Genomic DNA, 23,449 nt, shown 5'->3' with positions numbered 1-23,449 from the left:
GCGCCACTGCAAGTGTGATCACTGTAGTTGTGCTTCGGGCAGGTTGAGTGTGCGCGGGATCAACCCTGCATCCCAGTGGGCGATGCCCCAGTTCAACACCTCCCGTGGGGTGGCGTAAGCCAGTTCGGCACCGGGGTTGTGCCCCAGCGCGCGCAACGCGCGCAGTAGCAAGGGGGTTGCCTGATCTTCGGTCAACGGCGGCGAACGATAGGACTTGCCGAGCTTGTTGCCATCGGGCTGGGTGATCAGCGGGATATGCAGGTAGCGCGGTTGCGGCAAGCCGAGCAGTTCTTGCAGGTAGAGCTGGCGCGGTGTGGAGTCGAGCAGGTCGGCGCCGCGGACGATATCGGTAACGCCTTGCCAGGCGTCGTCCAGCACCACCGCCAATTGATAGGCGTAGAGGCCGTCGCGGCGACGAATCACGAAATCTCCGACTTCCCGGCCCAGGTGTTGGCGGTATTCACCTTGCACCCGGTCGATGAAGTGATATTCCAGCTCGGGGACACGCAGGCGAATCGCCGCATCTTTAGTGTCATGACCGGCGTTGCGGCAAAAGCCCGGGTAAATCCCGTGATACGGCTCCAATTGTTTACGCGAGCAAGTACAAGCGTACGCCAGGCCGTGATTGAGCAGACGATTGAGAACTTCGGCGTAGGCATCGTGCCGGTCACTCTGTCGGACCATTTCGCCATCCCACTCGAACCCGTAGCTTTCCAGGGCGTTGAGAATCGCCGCTTGAGCGCCGGGCTCTTCCCGTGGCGGATCGAGATCCTCCATGCGCATCAGCCAACGGCCACCCACGGAGCGGGCGTCGAGGTACGAGGCCAGCGCTGCGACCAGCGAACCGAAATGCAGATGGCCACTGGGCGTGGGGGCGAAGCGCCCGATGTAGGGGGTGGAGGTCGTGGCGGTCATGGACGAATGTTACATCTCTGGTCGTGCGCGAGTCCCTGTGGGAGTGAGCCTGCTCGCGATAGCGGTTTCACATACAACACATTCGTTGACTGACACACCGCAATCGCGAGCAGGCTCGCTCCCACAGGAGGGCTCGACGTGGCAAATGTCAGAAACAAAAACGGAGCGTTCGTACGCTCCGTTTTTCGTTCAAGTCGAGATTACTTGCCGACTTGCTTTTCCTTGATTTCCGCCAGGGTCTTGCAGTCAACGCACATGTCGGCGGTAGGGCGGGCTTCCAGTCGCTTGACGCCGATTTCGACGCCGCAGGACTCGCACCAGCCATATTCTTCGTCTTCGATCAGTTGCAGCGTCTTGTCGATCTTTTTGATCAACTTGCGCTCGCGGTCGCGGGCACGCAGCTCGAGGCTGAATTCTTCTTCCTGGCTGGCACGGTCTGCCGGGTCCGGGAAGTTGGCCGCTTCGTCTTTCATGTGATCAACCGTACGGTCGACTTCCTGCATCAAGTCCTGTTTCCACTTATTCAGGATCTTGGTGAAGTGAGCGCGCATGGGCTTGCCCATGTATTCCTCGCCCTTCACTTCTTTGTAGGGTTCGAAACCGCTGATCGACTGGTTTTGCTGCTTTGCTTGGGTGGGCATGAAATGGACCGCCTCTACTCTTGTAATCCATTGCGCAGGATTGCTCCATCACCGACACCTGCCGGCCCTGCGGCTGCAAGCGGGCGAACTTACCAGATCAAATCGGACCGCGCTACTCCCGGATGTCGAGGTAGTGGCCCGCAGTGCTTGCAAATGATTGCAAAGCCTTGTCTGGTGGCGCTGGAGACCTGATCAATTATTGATTTTAGTCAAACCTGAGACACACGCTCGAGTCGTTTGAGAACAGCGTTATATCGGTCTGACCGCTTTAGGTTCTCGCTCGTTCCTGCGCTTGGGTAGAATTGGTTTTTTTCCCGTTGAAGGAAGGCTAATGGCTCAGTCCTACAGTGCCCGCAGTCGCGCGATCGAACCTTTCCATGTCATGGCGCTGCTCGCGCGGGCCAATGAACTGCAAGCCGCGGGTCACGACGTGATCCACCTGGAGATCGGCGAACCCGACTTCACCACCGCCGAGCCGATCATTCAGGCCGGTCAGGCCGCGTTGACGGCGGGGAAGACCCGTTACACCGCCGCGCGCGGCATTCCCGAGCTGCGTGAGGCGATTTCCGGCTTTTATCAGCAACGTTACGGTTTGAACATCGATCCGCAGCGAATCCTCATCACGCCCGGCGGTTCCGGTGCGCTGCTGTTGGCCAGCGCCTTGTTGGTGGATCCGGGCAAGCATTGGCTGCTGGCGGACCCGGGATACCCGTGCAACCGGCACTTTCTGCGGTTGGTGGAAGGCGCGGCGCAGCTTGTCCCGGTAGGCCCGGACGTGCGCTATCAGCTGACGCCGGACCTGATTGCCCGCCACTGGGACCACGACAGCGTTGGCGCCCTGGTGGCTTCGCCAGCCAATCCGACCGGGACGATCCTGACCCGCGACGAGCTGGCAGGCCTGTCTGCTGCAATCAAGGCGCGTCACGGGCATCTGGTGGTGGACGAGATCTATCACGGCCTGACCTACGGCACCGATGCGGCCAGCGTGCTGGAAGTCGATGACAGTGCCTTCGTCCTGAATAGTTTTTCCAAATATTTCGGCATGACCGGATGGCGCCTCGGTTGGCTGGTGGCGCCGGAAGCGGCGGTCGGGGAGCTGGAGAAACTCGCGCAGAACCTTTACATCAGCGCCCCAAGCATGGCTCAGCACGCTGCTCTGGCCTGCTTCGAACCGGCCACGATCAGCATTCTGGAAGAGCGTCGCGCCGAATTCGGCCGTCGTCGGGATTTCCTCCTGCCAGCCCTGCGAGAGTTGGGCTTTGGGATCGCCGTTGAGCCTGAAGGCGCGTTCTACTTGTATGCCGATATCAGCAAGTTCGGCGGCGATGCCTTCGCGTTCTGCCGACATTTCCTCGAAACCGAACACGTGGCGATTACTCCGGGTCTGGACTTCGGGCGTTACCAGGCCGGCCATCATGTGCGGTTTGCCTACACCCAAAGTCTTGTGCGCCTACAAGAAGCGGTCGAGCGGATTGCGCGCGGCTTGAAGAGCTGGCAAGGCTGATGCGTTTTCATCCTCCCCTCGAAGAAGGCCGTTTGATTCGCCGTTACAAGCGTTTTCTTGCCGATATCGAAACCGTTAGCGGCGAGTTGTTGACCATTCACTGCCCCAACACTGGCTCGATGCTCAATTGCCAGGTCGAAGGCGGGCAGGTCTGGTTCAGCCGTTCCAATGACCCCAAGCGCAAGTTACCCGGTACCTGGGAAGTCGGCGAAACCCCGCAGGGGCGCTTGTTTTGCGTGAACACCGGGCGGGCCAACGGCTTGATCGAAGAAGCATTGCGAGCCGGCGTCATCACCGAACTCAACGGCTTTACTGAGCTGAAGCGTGAAGTGGCCTACGGTCAGGAAAGCAGTCGTATCGATTTCCGCCTCGATTACCCGAGCGGGCCGGCGTATGTCGAAGTCAAAAGTGTCACCCTGGGCTTCGATGGCTCACTGGTAGCGGCATTTCCCGATGCGGTGACCCAGCGCGGGGCCAAGCATTTGCGCGAATTGGCGCATTTGGCTCGGGATGGAATCCGTGCCGTGCAGCTCTATTGCGTCAATCTCACCGGCATCGACGCCGTGCGTCCGGCACAAGAAATCGATTCGGCCTACGCCGCAGCTTTGCTGGAGGCGGTGGCATGCGGAGTCGAAGTGTTGGCTTATGGCGTGCGGTTGACCCACGAAGAAATGGTGGTCGATCGGCGTCTGGAGGTGTTGCTCAACGGCTAAAGACTGACCCAGATTCCTTGCTCGTCTTCGCGGCAGGCGACGGTGGTCAGGGATTGCCCGGCGCAAGGGCCGGCGACGCATTCCCCGTCTTCGATCAGGAAAAGTGCGCCGTGGGTCGCGCACTGGATCAGGCTGTTGCTGGGGTCGAGAAACTGGTCGGGTTTCCATTCCAGTCCGACGCCACGGTGCGGGCAGCGATTGATGTAGACGTAAACCTGGCCGCCACGGCGCACGGCAAAGAGCTTCTGGCCGTCGATGTCGAAACCGCGACTGCTGGCATCGGCCAGCTCAACGCCTGCGCAAAGAAACTTCATGTCTATCCTCAAGTCCGGCAGCTCGTGACTGGATATGTCCGAGCTTGACGTTCAAATGCAAACAATTATCAAATGGCCGCCTTGCCCTTCGGGTGCAGAGGCCAGGCGCCAAGGATACGTGGCCTGTCATCTCGATGCCCGGGAAAACCCTTAAAGGAAGCTGTTTATGCGCCTGAGTACCCGCGTTGCTGCGCTCTGTGTCGGACTCCTCGTCAGCCATCACGTTGCAGCGGCCGAGTTGCCACAACGTTGGGTCAGTGCCGGGGGCGCTTTATCGGAATGGATCAGCGCGCTGGGCGGTGAATCGAACCTGGTCGGTGTCGACACCACCAGCCAGTACCCGGAATCGCTCAAGGCATTGCCAAGCATCGGGTATCAGCGGCAATTGTCGGCGGAGGGCATCTTGAGCTTACGCCCGCAATTACTGGTCGGCACCGAGGAAACGGGGCCGCCACCGGTACTTTCGCAGGTTCGCAGCGCGGGTGTGCAGGTCGAACTGTTTTCGGCCCAGCCGGATCTATCGACGTTGCAGGGCAATTTGCAGCGTCTGGGCAAATTGCTCGGCGCTGAAGATCAGGCTTCACAAGTGTTTCAGACTTATCAACAGCAACTCGATCAGCAAAAGATCCGGGTCACTCAGGCACAGGTGAAAGAAAAATCGCCGGGCGTGCTGTTGTTGCTTGGTCACGCGGGCGGCAAACCGCTCATCGCCGGAAAGGACACCGCCGCCGATTGGTTGCTGCAACAGGCCGGTGGGCACAATCTAGCCACGCATAGCGGCTATAAACCCTTTTCTGTCGAATCCCTGGTCAGCCTGGATCCCGAGGTGCTGGTGTTTGCCGATCGCGCACTGACCGGTGATGCGGCCCGTGCGGCGTTGTTCAAGGAGAACCCGATCCTGTCCTCGACCCGCGCGGCCAAGGACGGGCGAGTCATGGAGCTTGATCCGACCTTGTTGGTCGGGGGCTTGGGGCCGCGGTTACCCGATGCGATGAAAAAACTGTCTGACGCCTTTTACCCCGGCACGGCCGGCCAATGACCATCCTGGTTAAACCCCGTGCTTTGTTCACTGGCCTGATTCTGCTGTGTTTGCTGGCTATCTGGTTGTCATTGGCGCTTGGGCCGGTGAGCTTGCCGTTGTTCGACACCTTGCGCGCAGCCCTGCGGCTGGTGGGTGTACCGATCGCCCCCGACGGGCTGGAACAGGCTGAGCTGATCCTCGGGCAGATTCGCTTGCCGCGAACCTTGTTGGGCCTGGCCGTGGGCGGGGTGTTGGCATTGTCCGGTGTGGCGATGCAGGGGTTGTTTCGTAATCCTTTGGCCGATCCGGGGCTGGTCGGCGTCTCCAGCGGTGCGGCATTGGGCGCGGCCATCGCGATCGTCGGTGGTTCTGTGTTCGGCGGTCTGCCTGAATCCTTCGGGCCGTATCTGTTATCGCTGTGCGCGTTTCTCGGCGGACTTGGCGTGACTGCATTGGTGTATCGCCTGGGCCGGCGCAACGGGCAGACCCATGTCGCGACCATGCTCCTGGCCGGTATAGCGTTGACAGCGCTGGCCGGTTCCGCCGTGGGGCTGTTCACTTATCTGGCGGATGACGCGACGCTGCGCACCCTGACGTTCTGGAACCTGGGCAGCCTCAATGGCGCCAGCTATTCGCGACTCTGGCCGTTACTGCTGATCAGTGCCGGCGTAGCGCTGTGGCTACCGCGCCGGGCCAAGGCCTTGAATGCGTTGTTGCTGGGTGAGTCGGAGGCGGGTCACCTGGGGATCGATGTCGAACGGCTCAAGCGCGAGTTGGTGTTTTGCACGGCGTTGGGTGTCGGTGCTGCGGTGGCCGCGGCGGGGATGATCGGGTTTGTGGGTCTGGTGGTACCGCATCTGGTGCGACTGCTGGCCGGGCCGGATCATCGTGTGCTGTTGCCAGCGTCGGTATTGGCCGGTGCCAGTCTTTTGTTATTTGCCGATCTGGTGGCGAGACTGGCCCTGGCGCCGGCGGAATTGCCGATCGGGATCGTCACGGCTTTCATCGGTGCGCCGTTCTTTCTGTATTTATTGGTCAGGGGGCGTGCCTGATGTTGCGAACGCAAAATCTGCAAATCCGTCGCGGCCGAAAGGTTGTCCTGACGGACATCACGCTTGAGCTCAAGCCGGGCGAAGTTCTCGGCGTGCTGGGGCCGAATGGCGCCGGCAAAAGCACTTTGCTCGGCGCCTTGTGCGGTGAGTTGCGGGCTCATCAGGGCAGCGTCTGGCTCGACGAGCGCGAACTGAGCGATTGGACGGGGACGTCGCGAGCGCAGCGTTTGGCGGTATTGCCGCAGGTGTCGACCCTGGACTTCGCCTTTCGTGTAGAAGAGGTGGTCGGCATGGGCCGCTTGCCCCATCAAAGCGGTCGGGCCCGCGATGCCGAGATCGTCGCCGCCGCATTGCACGCTGCCGATGCCGGGCATCTGAGTGGCCGCAGCTATCTGGCCTTGTCCGGTGGCGAGCGTCAGCGGGTGCATCTGGCGCGGGTTCTGGCGCAGCTATGGCCGGGCGAAGCAGGCCAAACGTTGTTGCTCGATGAGCCAACGTCGATGCTCGACCCGCTTCATCAGCACACCACGTTGCAAGCCGTGCGCGAGTTCGCCAACAGAGGCGCGGCGGTACTGGTGATCCTGCATGATCTGAACCTGGCAGCGCGTTATTGTGATCGCCTGTTACTGCTCGAAGGCGGGCGCCCGGTAGCGCTCGATACACCGGCGCAGGTGTTGCGCCCGGAGCCACTCAAGGCCGTGTTCGGGCTGGAAGTGCTGGTGCAGCAGCACCCGGAGCGTGGGCATCCGCTGATCATCGCCCGCTGAGTTTTTTAATGGAGTGAAAACATGCGTGGGATTTTGATGCTGGCCTTGCTGTTGTTGAGTGCCTGTCAGCATGTTTCGACTGCGCCACCGGTTGTCGGCGAGATCCGGGACTTGCGCAGCGGTCAGACCCTCACAGCAGAGGAACTGGTTGAGCGGTTGGAGATGCCCTCGAGGCTGATCGTGGGCGAACAACATGACAATCGCGATCACCATGAATTGCAGCTGTGGTTACTGCAGTCGCTGGGTGAGCGGCGAGCTCAAGGCAGTCTGCTGCTGGAAATGCTCACGCCGGATCAACAGCCGCGTGTCGATGACGTTCGTCATGCCTCGACACCGCCAGCGGATTTGCCCGGTGCCTTGGCCTGGCAGGCGGGGTGGGAGTGGAATCTGTACGGGCCGATCGTTCGCTTCGCGCTGTCCCAGCCATACCCGCTGCTGGCAGCCAATCTGGACACGTCCGAAGTCCGTGCCGTTTACGCCAACCCTGTGACATTGAGCGGTTCGCGCTCCAACGCCGCTTCAGTCAAGGAAGCGTTGCTCAAGGAAGTCAGCGACTCCCACTGTGGCCTGCTGCCGACATCGCAGATGCCGCCGATGCTGGCGGTCCAGCAGCAACGTGACCGACGGATGGCTGAACGCCTGTTGGCAGCGGCCACGCCTTCACTGCTGTTTGCCGGCGCTTACCATGCACGCAAGGATGTCGGCGTGCCGGTTCATGTTCTTGATCTGGGGGAGCCCCAGGCGCCTGCGGTGTTGATGCTGGCGGAGCAGGGGAGCGAGGTCACACCGGCCATGGCGGATTACGTCTGGTACACGCCTGCCATGCCACCCCAGGATTACTGTGCGCAAATGCGTAAGCAATTTGGCAAGTGATCGAACACCTTTTCTCCAGGCAAAAAAAGACCCGGCAAGAGCCGGGTCAAATAACCGTGATTAGCCTGATGAGGAGATATCTGAGAGTCCGAACCAAGGGCTTTTCAAATATCGACCAGTCTCGCGACCGGATGTGGTAATCATAGCGATTCTCATTACCATGTCAACAGCTGATTTCTGAATGCTTTGAAATGCGCTGACTGTTTGCTGGAAACCTCCGTAATCATTGGGTTTCAGCCTGCGGGGTTAGTGAACTCAGCTGAATGATCTGCTCGTTCAGCAGGTCGATACGTCGGGCCATGCTCTCGATCAGGCTGTGGGCGATCTTCGGATTGCTTTGGGTCAGGCTGAGAAACTGGTCTTTGGGGATCAGCATGACAGTGCTGGCTTCGCTGGTGATCACGCTGGCGTTACGCTTCTCGCCAGTGAACACCGCCATCGCGCCAAAAATCTCGTCCTTGGGTATATCGCCGACTTTGTGCCCGTCGACAAAGGCTTCGGCGTGGCCATCAATGAGGACGAACACCTGATCCGGTTCATCGCCCTGACGGATCAATACTTCGCCACTGGCCACGCGCTGAAAACCATTGGTGCTTCGAAACTCGGGCTTTTTCAGGCGGACGACAGCGTCGGACAGCAGAACGGCCTGACCGGTCATGTATTGAAGAAACAACTCCGAACGCTCCAGGTCGGCATAGATATGTTGAAAAAACTCGGATCGCAGGTACGGCATCAGTGCCAAAGGGCTATCGCTGCGGAAGCGGCAACGCGGCAGCTCGGTGCCCTGACGCAAGCCGATCAAATCGCCCTCGTGCAGATAGAACAATGCCCGATCATCGATGGATCCATGCAGCAGGCCATTTTCCAGCATAAAAAGTTGATTGCCGGGTAACAGGACGCCCAGATCATCGACGGCCGCAAATTCCAGGCTTGGCCCGCAAGGCATCAAACCTTCCAGCAGCCGGACAGGAATATGTTGCAGTCGGTTGATCAGCGCGTCGGCGTAAGCCGGTTGTTCCCCAAGTAGGTACATGGCAGCTGCGTCCGTTCAGTTCTTGTGACGTGACGAAATAGCTTCCAGCTGTTTGTTCAGGGCGTCCTTGCGCTCGGCGGGAATGTCATTCCAGTGCACATCCATCAGGGCACCTTCGATGGCATACAACAACACCTTGGATGCCCGAAACCCGCGCGTGCGCACGGCCCGATAAGCATCCACCGCCCCCAGGCGACGCAAGTCCGAGGCGCTGTGAATGCCCACGGCATGTAGCCACTGCGCCGACGTCTTGCCAAGATTCTTCAGGTGCTGCAGTTCATCATTCATCAAGCCTCCTTGCGACGGCCGAACGGTGCGTGGGCGAGCTTCTCAGGAGTGTAGCCATCAGTAGGAAAAGCGTGATTGTTTGGTCGGTTTCGACGCAAAAGCTTCTAAGAAGCGAAGTCTTGAAGCTGCGTGAAAGTCCGCGAGCGCGGTAGGAAGAGAGGGCGGTGGAATCAGGGTTTCGGGCAAAACATGCCCAGCGTTCAGCGCGTTGCGGGGGCGCCGAACGGGTCAGTTAAAAGTCGCTTTTAGCGGGTGCGATAACGCAGGCGTGTACCGAAATTCATCGACATCAGGATCTCGTCAGCACTCAGTTCTGGCGGGAAGTAGGCGCCGGAGATCTGTGCGTGAGCCAGGCTCGCGCCTTCCAGGGAAGCGTTGCGAAAGTCGATGCCGCGCAAGTCGGCGGAACGGAAATAGGCATCGGTAAAGTCGATGCCGTCGGCGTTCAGTTCACGCAGGTCCAGCCCCCGGAAATCGCCACCGACCATGTCGACAGGTCCTTCTTTCGGGCGCTCGTTGTTGAAGCCAGTGATGTCGTCTTTGTGCAGCAAAGCATAAAGCGGGGTATCGAGAAGTTTCGGCTGGCTCATGTCAGATCACCTGTTGGTTTTATGACGCCAGTATAGTGCCACTATTTGGCAGCCGTGAAGCCGGCGAAGGCTTCACGGCTGAAATAGTTTCTTACAGGCCCGGCAGGCGCTGGCGAATCTGTGCAACGACTGTGTCCAGGGTTCCGCTTTCATTGGTCTGAACGCGTTTACTGCAGAGAATCTCTTCTGGCGTCAGAGCCTCACGAGTGGCCTGTTGGGCTTCGATAACCGCCAGGGTGGCGTCGGATGGATCCTTTTTGTCTGCCTGACGCAGGGCCAGCCAGCTCTCGATCACCGCTTGCGGCGCATTGCAATCGAGGATCAGGAAGGGCGCGCCGGTGGCTTCGGCGATTTTTGCTGCGCCGTCACGTTGGTCGCGTTTTAGGTATGTCGCATCGATTACCACGGGGAAGCCTGCCCGCAGGATCACCGAGGCGATTTCATGCAGTCGGGTATAAGTGGCGGCAGTTGCGTCGGCGCTATAGATGCCGGCCTGAGGGTCGTTTGCCACGGTTTGCTCGCCGAACAGACGTTTGCGCTCTACATCGGAACGCAGGCGAATGGCGCCCAACGCTTCCACCAGGCGCATGGCCACGTGGCTTTTGCCGACGGCAGAAACACCGTGGGTGATGGCCATGAAGCGCGAAGGAATGGTGCTGTAGCTTTCCGCCAGGTTGGCGTAATTGCGGTACTGGCGCAGGGTGGTGGCTCGCTGCACCGGGGCGGCTTCAGCCGGCATGCTGAACAGGCTGACCTTGGCGCGAACCAGTGAGCGATAGGCTTTATAGAAGTTCAGCAACTCAAGGCCCTGGTAATCGCCGGTCAATTCCAGGTATTGGCTGATGAAGCGACGCGCCAGGCTCTTCAGGCCGCGGTCTTCCAGATCCATCGCCAGGAAGCCGGTGTCGGCATAAACGTCGGTAAAGCGGAACGGTTCGTTGAACTCGATGCAGTCGAAGATCACGACCTTGCCGTCGATCACGGTGGCGTTGCCCAGGTGGATGTCACCGTGGCATTCGCGGATGAAACCGTCGGCCTTGCGCTGGGCGAACAGTGGCTTGAGGCGTTCGAAGCTGCTTTCGGCCCAGGCTTGCAGCGCATCCAGTTGCAGCAGATCGGCCTTGTCGCTGAGGAACGGGCGGATCTGTTCGAAGTTCTGGCGTACAGGTGCCATCACGCTGTCCGGCGTACCGGCTTCGTGTTCGGCAGGCACTTTCGGTGCGTTGAGGTGGAATTGGGCGATCTGTACGGCCATCTCGTCGATGTGCGCCGTGGTCAATTCACCATTGGCTTGTAGGGTGCTGAGTAACCCGCTCTGTGGGAATTGACGCATTTTCAGTGCGTAATCGACGACCGGACCCTCGCCGCCCAGTTGTGGGGCTTCGGCGCTGCCGGTGATTGGCAATACTTCGAGGTACAAATCGTTGGTCAGGCGCTGGTTAAGACGCAGCTCTTCCGCGCAAAAATGCTTGCGAGCGTCGAGGTTGGTGAAGTCGAGAAAGCCGAAATTCACCGGCTTCTTCACTTTATAAGCAAACGGGCCGGTGAGGATGACCCAGGAAATATGGGTTTCGATGACCTGGAACCCGTCTACGGGATGCGGGTAGAGGGCCGGGTTTTGCAGGGCGGCGATCAGGGACTGGCTCACAGGCGATCCTTCAAAGTCTGGGGAAAATTCACGGTCGCCATTATGGCCGCAAGTCCGTCTGACGCAAACCTCGGAGGGCTCCTGTTGAGTCTGAATAAAGTGCGTATAATCCGCCGCCATGACTCGTACTCGATCCCCCCGCACCCCCAAAAAACCACCTTCCAAGGGCCTGCGCCCCTGGCTGGGCTGGGCCCTTAAACTCAGTCTGGTCGGCCTTGTGGTGCTGGCCGGGTTCGCGGTTTACCTCGACGCGATTGTCCAGGAGAAATTCTCCGGCAAGCGCTGGACCATTCCGGCCAAGGTGTACGCGCGCCCGCTGGAGCTGTTCGTCGGACAAAAGCTCAGCAAGGACGATTTTCTGACTGAGCTCGATGCCTTGGGTTATCGACGGGAAAGCGTGGTCAACGGCCCCGGCGCAGCCTCGGTCAGCGGCAATACCGTCAATTTGAATACCCGTGGTTTTCAGTTCTATGAAGGCATGGAGCAAGCGCAACCGGTACGGGTGCGTTTCTCCGGTGATTACGTGGCCGAACTGTCGGCGACCAACGGTTCGAAGCTTTCGGTCGTGCGCCTCGAGCCACTGCTGATCGGTGGCCTGTACCCGAAAAACCTCGAAGACCGGATCCTGATCAAGATCGATCAGGTGCCGCCGTACTTGCTCGAAACCCTGGTGGCTGTTGAAGACCGCGACTTCTATCACCACTTTGGCGTTTCGCCGAAGTCGATCGCGCGGGCGATCTGGGTCAACGGTTCTTCCGGCCGCATGCGTCAGGGCGGCAGTACGCTGACTCAACAGTTGGTCAAAAACTTCTACCTGACCAACGAACGCAGCCTGAGCCGCAAGCTCACCGAAGCCATGATGGCGCTGCTGCTTGAGCTGCATTACGACAAGCCGGAAATCCTTGAGGCTTACCTCAACGAAGTGTTCATCGGTCAGGACGGTCAGCGTGCGGTGCACGGTTTTGGCCTGGCGAGCCAGTTTTTCTTCAGCCAGCCGTTGGCCGAACTGAAGCTGCATCAAGTGGCGTTGCTGGTGGGCATGGTCAAAGGGCCGTCTTCCTACAACCCTCGTCGTTATCCGGAGCGGGCCCTTGAGCGGCGCAACCTGGTACTCGACGTATTGCAGGAGCAGGGCGTCGCCACTGCCGAGCAAGTCGAAGCGGCGAAGAAGATGCCGTTGGGCGTGACCAAGCGCGGCAGCCTGGCGGATAGCTCATTCCCTGGCTTCCTCGACCTGGTCAAGCGTCAGCTGCGTGAAGACTATCGCGACGAAGACTTGACCGAGGAAGGTCTACGGATCTTCACCAGTTTCGACCCGATCCTGCAGATGAAAGCCGAGGCGTCGGTCAACGACACCTTCAAGCGGCTCTCCGGGCGCAAGGGTTCCGATGAGGTTGAAGCGGCCATGGTCGTGACCAACCCGGAAACAGGTGAAGTCCAGGCCATGATCGGCAGTCGTCAGGCGGGTTTTGCCGGTTTCAACCGTGCGCTGGATGCTGTACGACCGATCGGCTCTTTGATCAAGCCGGCGGTTTATCTGACAGCCCTTGAGAAACCGAGCCAGTACACATTGACCAGTTGGCTGTCGGACGATTCCTTCTCGGTCAAAGGCGCGGACGGTCAAGTCTGGAAACCGCAGAACTACGATCGCCGATCCCATGGCACTGTGTTTCTGTATCAGGGCCTGGCGCATTCCTACAACCTGTCGACCGCGCGTCTCGGGTTGGCGGTGGGCGTACCGAATGTCCTGAAGACCCTGGCGCGTCTCGGTGTGAGTCGCGAATTCCCGGCGTTCCCGTCGATGTTGCTGGGCGCTGGCGGTCTGACCCCGATCGAAGTCGCGACGATGTACCAGACGCTGGCCAATGGTGGCTTCAACACGCCGATGCGCGGGATTCGCAGCGTATTGACTGCAGAAGGCGAACCGCTCAAGCGTTATCCGTTCCAGATTCAGCAGCGTTTCGATCCGGCCTCCATTTACCTGGTCCAGAGCGCCATGCAGCGGGTCATGCGTGAAGGTACCGGCAGTTCGGTTTACAACGTGCTGCCGAAAACCCTGACGTTGGCCGGCAAGACCGGTACCAGTAACGATTCGCGGGACAGCTGGTTTGCCGGTTTCAGTCAGGACCTGCTGGCAGTGGTCTGGCTGGGTCGCGATGACAACGGCAAGACACCGTTCACCGGCGCCACCGGTGCGTTGCAGGTCTGGACCAGTTTCATGCGCAAGGCCGATCCGTTGCCGCTGGACATGCCGCAGCCAGACAACATTGTTCAGGCCTGGGTCGATTCGCGTACCGGACAAGGCTCTGATGCCAACTGCCCAGGCGCGGTGCAGATGCCGTATATTCGCGGCAGCGAACCGCCTCCCGGTGCCGCTTGCGGTGGCGAAAGCCCTGTTTCCGGCGAAACGGTGATGGATTGGGTCAAGGGCTGGATGAATTAAGCAAAGAGGGTTTCAAGTGAACAAGTGGTTGATTCCAGCGGTTACCGCCGTGGCTTTGCTCAGCGGTTGCTCCTCCGTACAACGCGGGTCGATTCCGGTTGTGGATTCCGGAAGCGCCGTTTCTAACAGTGAGCGGGTATCGGCGAATGGCGGTTTCCGTCAGACGACGACTAAACGTCCTGTGCAAGCCCAGACTCAGGCGATTCCACAAGGTGATACCGGCGTCGTCGTGATGGTGCCAGGTGGCGGTGCAGTGACGTCGGCACCGATCAGCACCGCGCCGATCACGCCAGGCCCGATTACCCCGGGGCCGATCGATACCTCGCCGGTCCAGTCGGCACCGATCAATCAGGGCAGCTACAGCATGCCGTCGACGCCGAGTGGGATTCCTTCGGCAAGCTCCGGTGGCTTATCTGCCGACGAACAACTGGACGGTCCGGTTCTGGCATTGCTGACTACCGCTCAGCAGCAACAGGCGAGCGGTGATCTCAACGGTGCTTCTTCCAGCCTCGAGCGCGCCCAGCGTGTTGCGCCGCGGGAGCCGCAAGTGCTTTATCGTCTGGCTCAAGTGCGTATGGCTCAAGGCGATGCGGCACAAGCCGAGCAGTTCGCTCGTCGTGGCCTGACCTTCGCCAATGGTCGTCCGGCACTTCAGGCCAGCCTGTGGGAATTGATCGCTCAGGCGCGTGAGAAACAGGGTGATTCTGCTGGCGCAGCATTGGCCCGTCAGAAGGCCAAGGTTTCGCTGTGATGGATGCGCGCTTTCCGAAGATTGCCGAACAGTTGCTGCTGATCGAGCGCGAGCTGCGGGTCCAGGGTTGGTGGGACGAGGTCTCGCCCTCCGCCGAAGCGCTTTCCAGTGTCGAACCGTTCTCGGTCGATACGCTGGATTTCGAGCAGTGGCTGCAATGGATCTTCCTGCCGCGGATGAAGATGATCCTCGAGCAGGATCTGCCCTTGCCCAACGCTTCGGGAATTCAGGAGATGGCCGAAATGGTTTTCGCCGCGCGTAATGTCCAAGGCAGGGATCGGCAGCTTCAGGTCTTGCTCAAAGAGTTCGACCTGTTGATCACCGCCTCTCGCTAATCCCGCCCCTTTGTAGGAGCCGAGCTTGCTCGCGATAGCGGTGCAACAGTCAGCAGATCTGTTGAATGTTTCGCCCTCATCGCGAGCAAGCTCGGCTCCTACAGGTGTCTATTGGCAGTTTTCCGCAATCTGCTTCTGTGCTTCGCTGATGCGATCCTGCCGCTGCTGGTCGGTCAGGCGGCGCATCTCGCCTTCAACATCTTCCCGTATCCGCGGATTGTTCTGCAGTTGAGCCAGGTTCGTCCGCGCCTGTTCGCAGAATGCCTCTAGCTGGGCCTGCTGCTCGGCGACCTGCTTTTTCACTTCTTTGTCGATGGCCTGTTGATCACCAATAGCGCTGCTGCGTGGCGGCGGGGGCTGGTTGCTGGCAGGCGAGGAGGGCGTGACCACGGTGGTGGCTTCCCGGCCTGGGGGCGGCTGGGCGTCGAAGTGGGTAACGCCCTGGGCGTCGACCCATTTATAGATCTGAGCGGCCATGCCCAGAGGGCTGATGCCAATCAGCAGGCTGACGGTCAGGAAAAACGTTCGCATGCCATTTCCTTGTATTGGGTTGCGCAATTGAAGCTAACACAGTTGCTGTTTAGCGGTTTTTTCTTGCTTTCTCATGTGCTTAGTTCAATAAAGCACATAGACGACTTGACTTGGAGAGGACGAAACAGAAGAATCCAAAGTCCGCTGTAGAGGGACTGCCAGAAGCAGGCCCGCTCAGCAGATCATGAGGCGCACATCCGCGCCGACCTGTTACACCCGCAACGCGTTACCTCGCGCTGGGTGGGAAAGGCCCGCAACACTTGGGACGATCCCAATACTTGCTCAGTCAGTGCTGACGTAGTCGGCGACCACCGTCGCTCATGCTCTGCTGAGAAGTAAACCTATTAAGACCCGTCCCCTTTTGTGTGGACGGTATTCTGGCGTTTTAGAGGTGAACAACGTGGAGCTTTTATCTGGCGGTGAGATGCTCGTCCGCTTTTTGCGTGACGAAGGCGTCAAATATATCTACGGGTACCCGGGTGGTGCTCTTCTTCATGTTTACGATGCGCTGTTCAAAGAACCGGAAGTGACCCACATCCTGGTTCGTCACGAACAGGCTGCGACCCATATGGCTGACGGCTATGCCCGTGCCACCGGTAAAGCCGGTGTGGTACTGGTAACCTCCGGCCCGGGCGCAACCAACGCCATTACCGGTATTGCCACGGCCTACATGGACTCCATTCCGATGGTGGTCATTTCCGGCCAGGTGCCTAGCACCATGGTGGGCACTGATGCGTTCCAGGAAACCGACATGATCGGTATCTCCCGGCCGATCGTGAAGCACAGCTTCATGATCAAGCACGCGTCGGAAATCCCGGAAGTCATGAAGAAAGCGTTCTACCTCGCGCAATCCGGTCGTCCTGGTCCTGTCGTTGTCGATATCCCGAAAGACATGACCAACCCGGCCGAGAAGTTCGAATACATCTTCCCGAAAAAAGCCAAGCTGCGTTCCTACAGCCCGGCCGTTCGCGGTCACTCCGGGCAAATCCGCAAGGCGGCAGAAATGCTCCTGGCGGCCAAGCGTCCTGTGATGTATGCAGGCGGCGGCGTGATTCTCGGTGGTGGCTCCGCGCCGCTGACCGAGTTGGCGAAGATGCTCAACCTGCCAGTGACCAATACCCTGATGGGGCTGGGTGCCTACCCTGGCACCGACCGTCAGTTTATCGGCATGCTCGGCATGCACGGCAGCTACACCGCTAACCTGGCGATGCACCATGCCGACGTGATCCTTGCCGTCGGTGCTCGTTTCGACGACCGCGTGATCAACGGCCCGGCCAAGTTCTGCCCGAATGCCAAGATCATTCACATCGACATCGACCCGGCTTCGATCTCCAAGACCATCAAGGCAGACGTGCCTATCGTCGGTCCGGTCGAGAGTGTCCTGACCGAGATGGTCGCGATCCTCAAGGAAATCGGCGAGACCCCGAACAAGGAGTCCGTTGCCAGCTGGTGGAAGCAAGTGGATGAGTGGCGCGGTGATCGTGGCCTGTTCCCTTACGACAAGGGCGACGGCAGCGTCATCAAGCCGCAGACCGTGATCGAAACCCTGTGTGAAGTGACCAAGGGCAATGCCTTTGTTGCCTCCGACGTGGGCCAGCACCAGATGTTCGCGGCGCAGTACTACACGTTCAACAAGCCAAACCGCTGGATCAACTCCGGCGGCCTGGGCACCATGGGTTTCGGTTTTCCGGCGGCCATGGGCATTAAGTTGAGCTTCCCGGATGACGACGTCGCCTGCGTCACGGGCGAGGGCAGCATCCAGATGAACATTCAGGAACTGTCGACCTGCCTGCAATATGGTTTGCCGGTAAAAATCGTCATCCTGAACAACGGTGTTCTGGGTATGGTTCGCCAGTGGCAAGACATGAGCTATGGCAGCCGTCACTCGCATTCCTACATGGAATCGCTGCCTGATTTCGTCAAGCTGGCGGAGGCCTATGGCCATGTCGGCATGCGCATCACCGACTCGAAAGATTTGAAGTCGAAGATGGAGGAAGCGTTCGCCATGAAAGATCGCCTGGTGATCATTGATGTTTCGGTCGACACCAGCGAGCACGTCTACCCGATGCAGATCAAAGACGGCTCCATGCGCGATATGTGGCTGAGCAAGACGGAGCGTACATAATCATGCGGCACATTATTTCCTTGCTTCTGGAAAACGAACCGGGCGCTCTGTCTCGTGTAGTCGGCCTGTTCTCGCAGCGCAACTACAACATCGAAAGCCTGACCGTGGCACCTACCGAAGACCCGACCCTGTCGCGTCTGACGCTGACCACGGTTGGCCATGATGAAGTTATCGAGCAGATCACCAAGAACCTGAACAAGTTGATCGAAGTGGTCAAACTGGTCGACCTGTCGGAGAGTGCTCACATCGAGCGCGAGCTGATGCTGGTCAAGGTCAAGGCTACCGGTGCCCAGCGCGCCGAGATCAAACGCACTACCGATATTTATCGTGGGCAGATCGTTGACGTCAGCGCTAGCGTGTATACCGTTCAATTGACCGGTACCAGCGACAAGCTCGACAGCTTCATTCAGTCCATTGGCACCGCCTCGATTCTGGAGACCGTCCGCAGCGGCGTAACCGGTATTGCCCGCGGCGACAAAGTACTCAGCATCTAAACCAAATTAGCGAATGGCCTGAACGGCCTGGATATATAGGGGAATTTCATGAAAGTTTATTACGAAAAAGACTGCGACCTGTCGATCATCCAGGGCAAGAAAGTTGCCATCATCGGTTACGGTTCCCAGGGCCACGCTCAAGCGTGCAACCTGAAAGACTCCGGCGTTGACGTTACTGTTGGCCTGCGTAAAGGTTCGGCGACTGTTGCCAAAGCTGAAGCTCACGGCCTGAAAGTGACCGACGTTGCTTCCGCTGTTGCGGCTGCCGACCTGGTCATGATCCTGACCCCGGACGAGTTCCAGTCCGCTCTGTACAAGAACGAAATCGAGCCGAACATCAAGAAAGGCGCCACCCTGGCCTTCTCCCACGGCTTCGCAATCCACTACAACCAGGTTGTTCCACGCGCTGACCTCGACGTGATCATGATCGCGCCGAAAGCTCCGGGCCACACTGTGCGTTCCGAGTTCGTCAAAGGCGGCGGTATCCCTGACCTGATCGCTATCTATCAGGATGCTTCCGGCAACGCCAAAAACGTTGCACTGTCCTACGCCGCTGGCGTTGGTGGCGGTCGTACCGGCATCATCGAAACCACCTTCAAGGACGAGACCGAAACCGACCTGTTCGGCGAACAAGCCGTTCTGTGTGGTGGTACCGTTGAACTGGTTAAAGCCGGTTTCGAAACCCTGGTTGAAGCTGGCTACGCGCCGGAAATGGCCTACTTCGAATGCCTGCACGAATTGAAGCTGATCGTTGACCTCATGTACGAAGGCGGTATCGCCAACATGAACTACTCGATCTCCAACAATGCTGAGTACGGCGAGTACGTGACCGGTCCGGAAGTGATCAACGCCGAATCCCGTCAGGCCATGCGCAACGCCCTGAAACGTATTCAGGACGGCGAATACGCCAAGATGTTCATCAGCGAAGGCGCTACCGGCTATCCTTCGATGACCGCCAAGCGTCGTAACAACGCCGCTCACGGTATCGAAATCATCGGCGAGCAACTGCGCTCCATGATGCCGTGGATCGGTGCCAACAAGATCGTCGACAAAGCTAAAAACTAAGTCGCGCACTTGTACGGAAAACGCGGCCCAGGCCGCGTTTTTTCGTTTGGGTGGCTGGTTCTGGTATAAAGCTGCATCGTTTGCGGCCGAACCGTCGTCCCAGACACCTGTCCAAACTTTCCACCCCGTTGCAAGGTAATGTCCATGAGCGAACGTCCCGAAGAGCCAAACCAGGCTTCTGACGCCGAAAGCCTGCTGCCCATCGATGAGCACATCGAGGAAGGGCATGACGCTGAAGGCCGTAAAGTCCGGCATCGTGGTATCTATCTTTTGCCGAATCTGTTCACCACTGCGAATCTGTTCGCAGGGTTTTATTCCATCATCAACTCGATGAGCGCCCAGAGCGCCTTGGGTGCCGGTGATTCGATTGGTGCGAGCAAGTATTTTGCTTTCGCTGCGATCGCGATTTTTGTCGCAATGGTGCTCGACGGCCTCGATGGTCGCGTGGCCCGTATGACCAATACCCAGAGCGCCTTCGGTGCTGAATACGACTCGCTGTCCGACATGGTCGCGTTCGGTGTTGCGCCAGCATTGTTGGCATTCGGTTGGGCTTTGGGCGATATGGGTAAGGTCGGCTGGATGGTCGCCTTCATTTATGTAGCCGGTGCGGCGTTGCGTCTGGCGCGTTTCAATACCCAGGTCGGCACTGCGGACAAGCGCTACTTCATTGGTCTGGCCAGTCCGGCTGCTGCTGGCGTGGTTGCAGGCATTGTCTGGGCGTTCAGTGATTACGGCATCCAGGGCTCGAAGATGTCCTTCCTGGTGGCGCTGATGGTTGCGGCTGCCGGCATGCTGATGGTCAGTAACATCAAGTACAACAGCTTCAAGGAGCTGGACTTGAAAGGGCGTGTGCCTTTCGTGGCCATCCTCGCGGTGGTGTTGGTGTTTGCCGTGGTCTTCAGTGATCCTCCACGCATTCTGTTGCTGGTTTTCCTCGCTTATGCGGCTTCCGGCCCGGTGCAGTACTTGTTGCGTCTTCGTCGGCACAAAAAAGCCGAGTGATGTAATTTCCCTCATACTCCGCAGTCTGTTGGTGCATATGTTCTCCAATGCTGCGGAGTTGCCATGCTGATCAAAGTCCCCAAAGCGTCTGACTGCCATGAGTCGGACGTCACGCCTGAATCCTTCTATCTATCTCGTCGCAATGTACTCGGTGCTGCTGTCGCCGGTTTGGCTGTCAGCGGCTTGCCGCGTTGGGTCAGTGCCGCCGATGCTGCGCGTTATGCGGATGTCGAGCCTGGCAAGGCGCCTGCCTGGTTTGCCGAAAAACTGCCTTCTACCAGATGGGGCGCGGTTAACGTCAAGGATGAGGCGATCACACCTTCAAGGACGCGACCCATTACAACAACTTCTATGAGTTCGGCACCGATAAAGGTGATCCCGCCGCCAATGCCGGCGCGCTGAAAACCGAGCCTTGGAGTGTGGTAATAGATGGAGAGGTGGGTAAGCCAGGACGGTACGCACTGGAAGACTTCATGAAGCCTTATCAGTTGGAGGAGCGTATTTATCGTCTTCGCTGTGTAGAGGCTTGGTCGATGGTCATTCCATGGATCGGATTTCCCATCTCGGCCTTGCTCAAGGAAGTTGAGCGACGTCCAAAGCGAAATTCATTCGCTTCGAAACCCTGGAAGATCCCAAGAGCATGCCCGGGCAACGTTCCGGTTTTGCCTTGATCGATTGGCCATATGTTGAAGGCCTGCGTCTGGATGAGGCGATGAATCCGTTGGCGATTCTCGCTGTAGGTATGTATGGACGGGAGTTGCCTAATCAGAACGGCGCACCTCTGCGTTTGGTAGTGCCGTGGAAATACGGCTTCAAGAGCATCAAATCCATCGTGCGGATCAGTCTGGTCAGCGATCAACCGAAAACCACCTGGCAAAGCATTGCCGCGGATGAGTACGGCTTCTATGCGAATGTGAATCCCGCAGTCGATCATCCGCGCTGGACTCAGGCTCGGGAGCGACGTCTGCCGAGCGGGCTGTTCAAACCTAATGTGCGGGACACGCAGATGTTCAATGGCTACTCGGATGAAGTTGCTTCTCTATATACAGGGCTCGATTTGCGGAAGAACTACTGATGCGATTTCCGTTTTGGCGCATTAGCGTCTTTATAGCTGCTGCGGTCTGGCCGCTGCTTTGGTTGTATCAGGCCTGGCAGGATGTGCTGGGACCTGATCCGGGCAAGGTGCTGGTTGACCGGTTGGGGCTGGGGACGCTTGTCCTGCTGCTAATTACGTTAAGCATGACACCTGTGCAAAAGCTTACCGGCTGGCGGGGTGGGTTGCTGTCCGGCGCCAACTGGGGTTGTGGTGCTTCACTTATGTGGTTTTGCATTTGATTGGGTATACGGCGTTTATCCTCGCTTTGATTGGTCGCAGTTGGGGTGTCGAGTTGCGCAAGCGGCCGTACATTATTGTCGGGGCGCTTGGTTTTTTGTTTATTGGCTTTGGCGGTGACCTCGAATCGTTATAGTCAGCGGCGTTTGGGTTCTGGCTGGAAGAAACTGCATCGTCTTGCCTATGTGGTTCTCGGGCTTGGATTGCTGCATATGTTGTGGATCGTGGCGCGCTGATCTTAAGGAGTGGGCGGTTTACGCCTCTATAGGTGCATTGCTATTAGTGTTGCGAGTCCCCCCTGTAGCCCGCCGAATTCCACGATTAAAAGCCAAAAAGACACCTTCGGCACGAAAGGCGTAATTAAAGGTTGACGGCAGATCCTGGAAGTCTATAATTCGCCCCACTTCCGGCGCAGTCGAAACGGGAAAACTCCTTGGTAAACAATGAGTTATGCAGTTTTCGACAGCGAGTTGCTTCAGGTCATCGAAGCCCAGAAGGAGTTGAAAGAGCAAGGTGTTTGGCTCTTTTGACGGTTCGATCTTCTCGGTCGAAAGCGGTGTAAAAGAGGTGTGACAGCAGCGAGTAACGCTGTAGAATTCGCCTCCCGCTAACGAGAGATCGCAAGCGCAAGTGGTTGAAGTTGCAAAGGAAACTTTGAAAACTTCGAAAAATAACCGCTTGACAGCAACAGAGGCTGCTGTAGAATGCGCGCCTCGGTTGAGACGAAAGATCTTAACCAACCGCTCTTTAACAACTGAATCAAGCAATTCGTGTGGGTGCTTGTGGAGTCAGACTGATAGTCAACAAGATTATCAGCATCACAAGTTACTCCGCGAGAAATCAAAGATGTAACCAACGATTGCTGAGCCAAGTTTAGGGTTTCTTAAAAACCCAAAGATGTTTGAACTGAAGAGTTTGATCATGGCTCAGATTGAACGCTGGCGGCAGGCCTAACACATGCAAGTCGAGCGGCAGCACGGGTACTTGTACCTGGTGGCGAGCGGCGGACGGGTGAGTAATGCCTAGGAATCTGCCTGGTAGTGGGGGATAACGCTCGGAAACGGACGCTAATACCGCATACGTCCTACGGGAGAAAGCAGGGGACCTTCGGCCTTGCGCTATCAGATGAGCCTAGGTCGGATTAGCTAGTTGGTGAGGTAATGGCTCACCAAGGCGACGATCCGTAACTGGTCTGAGAGGATGATCAGTCACACTGGAACTGAGACACGGTCCAGACTCCTACGGGAGGCAGCAGTGGGAATATTGGACAATGGGCGAAAGCCTGATCCAGCCATGCCGCGGTGGTGAAGAAGGTCTTCGGATTGTAAAGCACTTTAAGTTGGGAGGAAGGGCATTTACCTAATACGTAAGTGTTTTGACGTTACCGACAGAAATAAGCACCGGCTAACCTCTGTGCCAGCAGCCGCGGTAATACAGAGGGTGCAAGCGTTAATCGGAATTACTGGGCGTAAAGCGCGCGTAGGTGGTTCGTTAAGTTGGATGTGAAATCCCCGGCTCAACCTGGGAACTGCATTCAAAACTGTCGAGCTAGAGTATGGTAGAGGGTGGTGGAATTTCCTGTGTAGCGGTGAAATGCGTAGATATAGGAAGGAACACCAGTGGCGAAGGCGACCACCTGGACTGATACTGACACTGAGGTGCGAAAGCGTGGGGAGCAAACAGGATTAGATACCCTGGTAGTCCACCCGTAAACGATGTCAACTAGCCGTTGGGAGCCTTGAGCTCTTAGTGGCGCAGCTAACGCATTAAGTTGACCGCCTGGGGAGTACGGCCGCAAGGTTAAAACTCAAATGAATTGACGGGGGCCCGCACAAGCGGTGGAGCATGTGGTTTAATTCGAAGCAACGCGAAGAACCTTACCAGGCCTTGACATCCAATGAACTTTCCAGAGATGGATTGGTGCCTTCGGGAACATTGAGACAGGTGCTGCATGGCTGTTCGTCAGCTCGTGTCGTGAGATGTTGGGTTAAGTCCCGTAACGAGCGCAACC

21 protein-coding genes, 1 rRNA gene and 2 pseudogenes are annotated in these 23,449 nt (G+C 58.1%); 16 read left to right on the top strand and 8 right to left on the bottom strand.

What is annotated here, in order from left to right; genetic code table 11:
• Nucleotides 1–18: 18 nt before the first annotated feature.
• Entirely contained in the window at nt 19–915 is an 897-nt protein-coding gene (gene gluQRS / locus BLW70_RS00675; protein ID WP_074870939.1) for a tRNA glutamyl-Q(34) synthetase GluQRS, read from the bottom strand.
• A gap of 200 nt (nt 916–1,115) precedes the next feature.
• Nucleotides 1,116–1,556, bottom strand: a complete 441-nt coding sequence (gene dksA / locus BLW70_RS00670) for an RNA polymerase-binding protein DksA (protein WP_007902025.1) — start codon at nt 1,554–1,556, stop codon at nt 1,116–1,118.
• A gap of 331 nt (nt 1,557–1,887) precedes the next feature.
• On the opposite strand from dksA, the gene BLW70_RS00665 reads away from it, so the two are divergent.
• Together BLW70_RS00665 and sfsA are read left to right on the top strand one after the other, a co-directional pair.
• On the top strand, nt 1,888–3,060 hold the full coding sequence (locus BLW70_RS00665; RefSeq protein ID WP_074870938.1) for a pyridoxal phosphate-dependent aminotransferase: 1,173 nt from the start codon (nt 1,888–1,890) through the stop codon (nt 3,058–3,060).
• Nucleotides 3,060–3,773 (top strand): DNA/RNA nuclease SfsA, encoded by a 714-nt coding sequence (gene sfsA, locus BLW70_RS00660; RefSeq protein ID WP_074870936.1) that lies wholly within the window; start codon nt 3,060–3,062, stop codon nt 3,771–3,773. The genes BLW70_RS00665 and sfsA overlap by 1 nt, the downstream gene beginning before the upstream one ends.
• Here sfsA and BLW70_RS00655 read toward each other — a convergent pair.
• The gene (locus BLW70_RS00655) at nt 3,770–4,087 is read right to left on the bottom strand and encodes a Rieske (2Fe-2S) protein (RefSeq protein WP_008153288.1); all 318 of its coding nucleotides are present in this window, start codon (nt 4,085–4,087) and stop codon (nt 3,770–3,772) included. The two genes, sfsA and BLW70_RS00655, sit on opposite strands and share 4 nt — an antisense overlap.
• Nucleotides 4,088–4,253: 166 nt before the next feature.
• Between BLW70_RS00655 and BLW70_RS00650 the strand changes: the two genes are divergently transcribed.
• From BLW70_RS00650 to BLW70_RS00635, 4 genes are read left to right on the top strand one after another with little or no spacing between them, the layout of a single operon-like run.
• On the top strand, nt 4,254–5,126 hold the full coding sequence (locus tag BLW70_RS00650) for a heme/hemin ABC transporter substrate-binding protein (RefSeq protein WP_074870934.1): 873 nt from the start codon (nt 4,254–4,256) through the stop codon (nt 5,124–5,126).
• A 50-nt stretch (nt 5,127–5,176) separates the two neighbouring features.
• Nucleotides 5,177–6,160: a FecCD family ABC transporter permease gene (locus BLW70_RS00645; RefSeq protein WP_173860491.1), complete on the top strand. Its 984-nt coding sequence runs from the start codon at nt 5,177–5,179 to the stop codon at nt 6,158–6,160.
• Complete coding sequence (locus tag BLW70_RS00640; protein ID WP_074870931.1) at nt 6,160–6,927, top strand: heme ABC transporter ATP-binding protein; 768 nt, start codon at nt 6,160–6,162, stop codon at nt 6,925–6,927. Before BLW70_RS00645 ends, BLW70_RS00640 begins: the two co-directional genes overlap by 1 nt.
• Before the next feature lie 21 nt (nt 6,928–6,948).
• Nucleotides 6,949–7,800: a ChaN family lipoprotein gene (locus BLW70_RS00635; protein WP_074870930.1), complete on the top strand. Its 852-nt coding sequence runs from the start codon at nt 6,949–6,951 to the stop codon at nt 7,798–7,800.
• Between the two features lie 223 nt (nt 7,801–8,023).
• On the opposite strand, the gene BLW70_RS00630 is transcribed toward BLW70_RS00635, so the two are convergent.
• The 4 genes from BLW70_RS00630 to BLW70_RS00615 all read right to left on the bottom strand — a co-directional run bounded on the left by BLW70_RS00630 (nt 8,024) and on the right by BLW70_RS00615 (nt 11,359).
• A complete protein-coding gene (locus tag BLW70_RS00630; protein ID WP_074870927.1) occupies nt 8,024–8,833 on the bottom strand; it encodes a Crp/Fnr family transcriptional regulator in 810 nt (269 codons plus the stop codon).
• A gap of 15 nt (nt 8,834–8,848) precedes the next feature.
• Complete coding sequence (locus BLW70_RS00625; protein ID WP_003228231.1) at nt 8,849–9,121, bottom strand: TfoX/Sxy family protein; 273 nt, start codon at nt 9,119–9,121, stop codon at nt 8,849–8,851.
• 245 nt (nt 9,122–9,366) lie between these two features.
• Nucleotides 9,367–9,711 carry a pentapeptide repeat-containing protein gene (locus tag BLW70_RS00620; RefSeq protein ID WP_074870926.1) on the bottom strand — a complete coding sequence of 115 codons (345 nt, stop codon included), beginning with the start codon at nt 9,709–9,711 and terminating at the stop codon, nt 9,367–9,369.
• Between the two features lie 91 nt (nt 9,712–9,802).
• A complete protein-coding gene (locus tag BLW70_RS00615) occupies nt 9,803–11,359 on the bottom strand; it encodes a bifunctional aminoglycoside phosphotransferase/ATP-binding protein (protein ID WP_074870924.1) in 1,557 nt (518 codons plus the stop codon).
• A gap of 118 nt (nt 11,360–11,477) precedes the next feature.
• On the opposite strand from BLW70_RS00615, the gene mrcB reads away from it, so the two are divergent.
• Genes mrcB through BLW70_RS00600 form a run of 3 tightly spaced genes read left to right on the top strand, consistent with a single transcriptional unit; the run spans nt 11,478 to nt 14,888 of the window.
• Nucleotides 11,478–13,802: a penicillin-binding protein 1B gene (gene mrcB / locus BLW70_RS00610; RefSeq protein WP_074870922.1), complete on the top strand. Its 2,325-nt coding sequence runs from the start codon at nt 11,478–11,480 to the stop codon at nt 13,800–13,802.
• Between the two features lie 16 nt (nt 13,803–13,818).
• Nucleotides 13,819–14,553: a tetratricopeptide repeat protein gene (locus BLW70_RS00605; protein WP_074870921.1), complete on the top strand. Its 735-nt coding sequence runs from the start codon at nt 13,819–13,821 to the stop codon at nt 14,551–14,553.
• Nucleotides 14,553–14,888 (top strand): YqcC family protein, encoded by a 336-nt coding sequence (locus BLW70_RS00600; protein WP_074870920.1) that lies wholly within the window; start codon nt 14,553–14,555, stop codon nt 14,886–14,888. The genes BLW70_RS00605 and BLW70_RS00600 overlap by 1 nt, the downstream gene beginning before the upstream one ends.
• A gap of 108 nt (nt 14,889–14,996) precedes the next feature.
• Here BLW70_RS00600 and BLW70_RS00595 read toward each other — a convergent pair whose 3' ends face one another.
• Entirely contained in the window at nt 14,997–15,419 is a 423-nt protein-coding gene (locus tag BLW70_RS00595) for a DUF4124 domain-containing protein (RefSeq protein ID WP_074870918.1), read from the bottom strand.
• 400 nt (nt 15,420–15,819) lie between these two features.
• Here BLW70_RS00595 and BLW70_RS00590 point away from each other — a divergent pair, with 400 nt between their 5' ends.
• From BLW70_RS00590 to BLW70_RS00560, 7 genes and pseudogenes are all read left to right on the top strand, one after another.
• Nucleotides 15,820–17,544, top strand: a complete 1,725-nt coding sequence (locus BLW70_RS00590; protein WP_074880347.1) for an acetolactate synthase 3 large subunit — start codon at nt 15,820–15,822, stop codon at nt 17,542–17,544.
• Between the two features lie 2 nt (nt 17,545–17,546).
• Nucleotides 17,547–18,038 (top strand): acetolactate synthase small subunit, encoded by a 492-nt coding sequence (gene ilvN / locus BLW70_RS00585; RefSeq protein ID WP_003176102.1) that lies wholly within the window; start codon nt 17,547–17,549, stop codon nt 18,036–18,038.
• 48 nt (nt 18,039–18,086) lie between these two features.
• Nucleotides 18,087–19,103: a ketol-acid reductoisomerase gene (gene ilvC / locus BLW70_RS00580; protein ID WP_007948647.1), complete on the top strand. Its 1,017-nt coding sequence runs from the start codon at nt 18,087–18,089 to the stop codon at nt 19,101–19,103.
• A 144-nt stretch (nt 19,104–19,247) separates the two neighbouring features.
• Entirely contained in the window at nt 19,248–20,105 is an 858-nt protein-coding gene (gene pssA / locus BLW70_RS00575) for a CDP-diacylglycerol--serine O-phosphatidyltransferase (protein WP_074870917.1), read from the top strand.
• Nucleotides 20,106–20,168: 63 nt separating this feature from the next.
• A pseudogene (gene msrP, locus BLW70_RS00570) lies at nt 20,169–21,180 on the top strand (protein-methionine-sulfoxide reductase catalytic subunit MsrP).
• Nucleotides 21,180–21,798: pseudogene (msrQ, locus tag BLW70_RS00565) on the top strand (protein-methionine-sulfoxide reductase heme-binding subunit MsrQ). Before msrP ends, msrQ begins: the two co-directional pseudogenes overlap by 1 nt.
• A gap of 543 nt (nt 21,799–22,341) precedes the next feature.
• Nucleotides 22,342–23,449: ribosomal RNA gene (locus BLW70_RS00560) — 16S ribosomal RNA — on the top strand; the annotation flags it as partial.

The organism is Pseudomonas frederiksbergensis (genome assembly GCF_900105495.1).
Classification (GTDB): Bacteria; Pseudomonadota; Gammaproteobacteria; order Pseudomonadales; family Pseudomonadaceae; genus Aquipseudomonas; species Aquipseudomonas frederiksbergensis.
Note: the sequence above shows the minus strand (reverse complement) of the source record. Positions and strands in the feature narration are given on the sequence as shown.

What these genes read in the sequence shown, in the direction of transcription:
- gluQRS (WP_074870939.1), bottom strand. Translation starts at nt 915, where the DNA reads ATGACCGCCACGACCTCCACCCCCTACATCGGGCGCTTCGCCCCCACG.
- dksA (WP_007902025.1), bottom strand. Translation starts at nt 1,556, where the DNA reads ATGCCCACCCAAGCAAAGCAGCAAAACCAGTCGATCAGCGGTTTCGAA.
- BLW70_RS00665 (WP_074870938.1), top strand. Translation starts at nt 1,888, where the DNA reads ATGGCTCAGTCCTACAGTGCCCGCAGTCGCGCGATCGAACCTTTCCAT.
- sfsA (WP_074870936.1), top strand. Translation starts at nt 3,060, where the DNA reads ATGCGTTTTCATCCTCCCCTCGAAGAAGGCCGTTTGATTCGCCGTTAC.
- BLW70_RS00655 (WP_008153288.1), bottom strand. Translation starts at nt 4,087, where the DNA reads ATGAAGTTTCTTTGCGCAGGCGTTGAGCTGGCCGATGCCAGCAGTCGC.
- BLW70_RS00650 (WP_074870934.1), top strand. Translation starts at nt 4,254, where the DNA reads ATGCGCCTGAGTACCCGCGTTGCTGCGCTCTGTGTCGGACTCCTCGTC.
- BLW70_RS00640 (WP_074870931.1), top strand. Translation starts at nt 6,160, where the DNA reads ATGTTGCGAACGCAAAATCTGCAAATCCGTCGCGGCCGAAAGGTTGTC.
- BLW70_RS00635 (WP_074870930.1), top strand. Translation starts at nt 6,949, where the DNA reads ATGCGTGGGATTTTGATGCTGGCCTTGCTGTTGTTGAGTGCCTGTCAG.
- BLW70_RS00630 (WP_074870927.1), bottom strand. Translation starts at nt 8,833, where the DNA reads ATGTACCTACTTGGGGAACAACCGGCTTACGCCGACGCGCTGATCAAC.
- BLW70_RS00625 (WP_003228231.1), bottom strand. Translation starts at nt 9,121, where the DNA reads ATGAATGATGAACTGCAGCACCTGAAGAATCTTGGCAAGACGTCGGCG.
- BLW70_RS00620 (WP_074870926.1), bottom strand. Translation starts at nt 9,711, where the DNA reads ATGAGCCAGCCGAAACTTCTCGATACCCCGCTTTATGCTTTGCTGCAC.
- mrcB (WP_074870922.1), top strand. Translation starts at nt 11,478, where the DNA reads ATGACTCGTACTCGATCCCCCCGCACCCCCAAAAAACCACCTTCCAAG.
- BLW70_RS00600 (WP_074870920.1), top strand. Translation starts at nt 14,553, where the DNA reads ATGGATGCGCGCTTTCCGAAGATTGCCGAACAGTTGCTGCTGATCGAG.
- BLW70_RS00595 (WP_074870918.1), bottom strand. Translation starts at nt 15,419, where the DNA reads ATGCGAACGTTTTTCCTGACCGTCAGCCTGCTGATTGGCATCAGCCCT.
- ilvN (WP_003176102.1), top strand. Translation starts at nt 17,547, where the DNA reads ATGCGGCACATTATTTCCTTGCTTCTGGAAAACGAACCGGGCGCTCTG.
- ilvC (WP_007948647.1), top strand. Translation starts at nt 18,087, where the DNA reads ATGAAAGTTTATTACGAAAAAGACTGCGACCTGTCGATCATCCAGGGC.
- pssA (WP_074870917.1), top strand. Translation starts at nt 19,248, where the DNA reads ATGAGCGAACGTCCCGAAGAGCCAAACCAGGCTTCTGACGCCGAAAGC.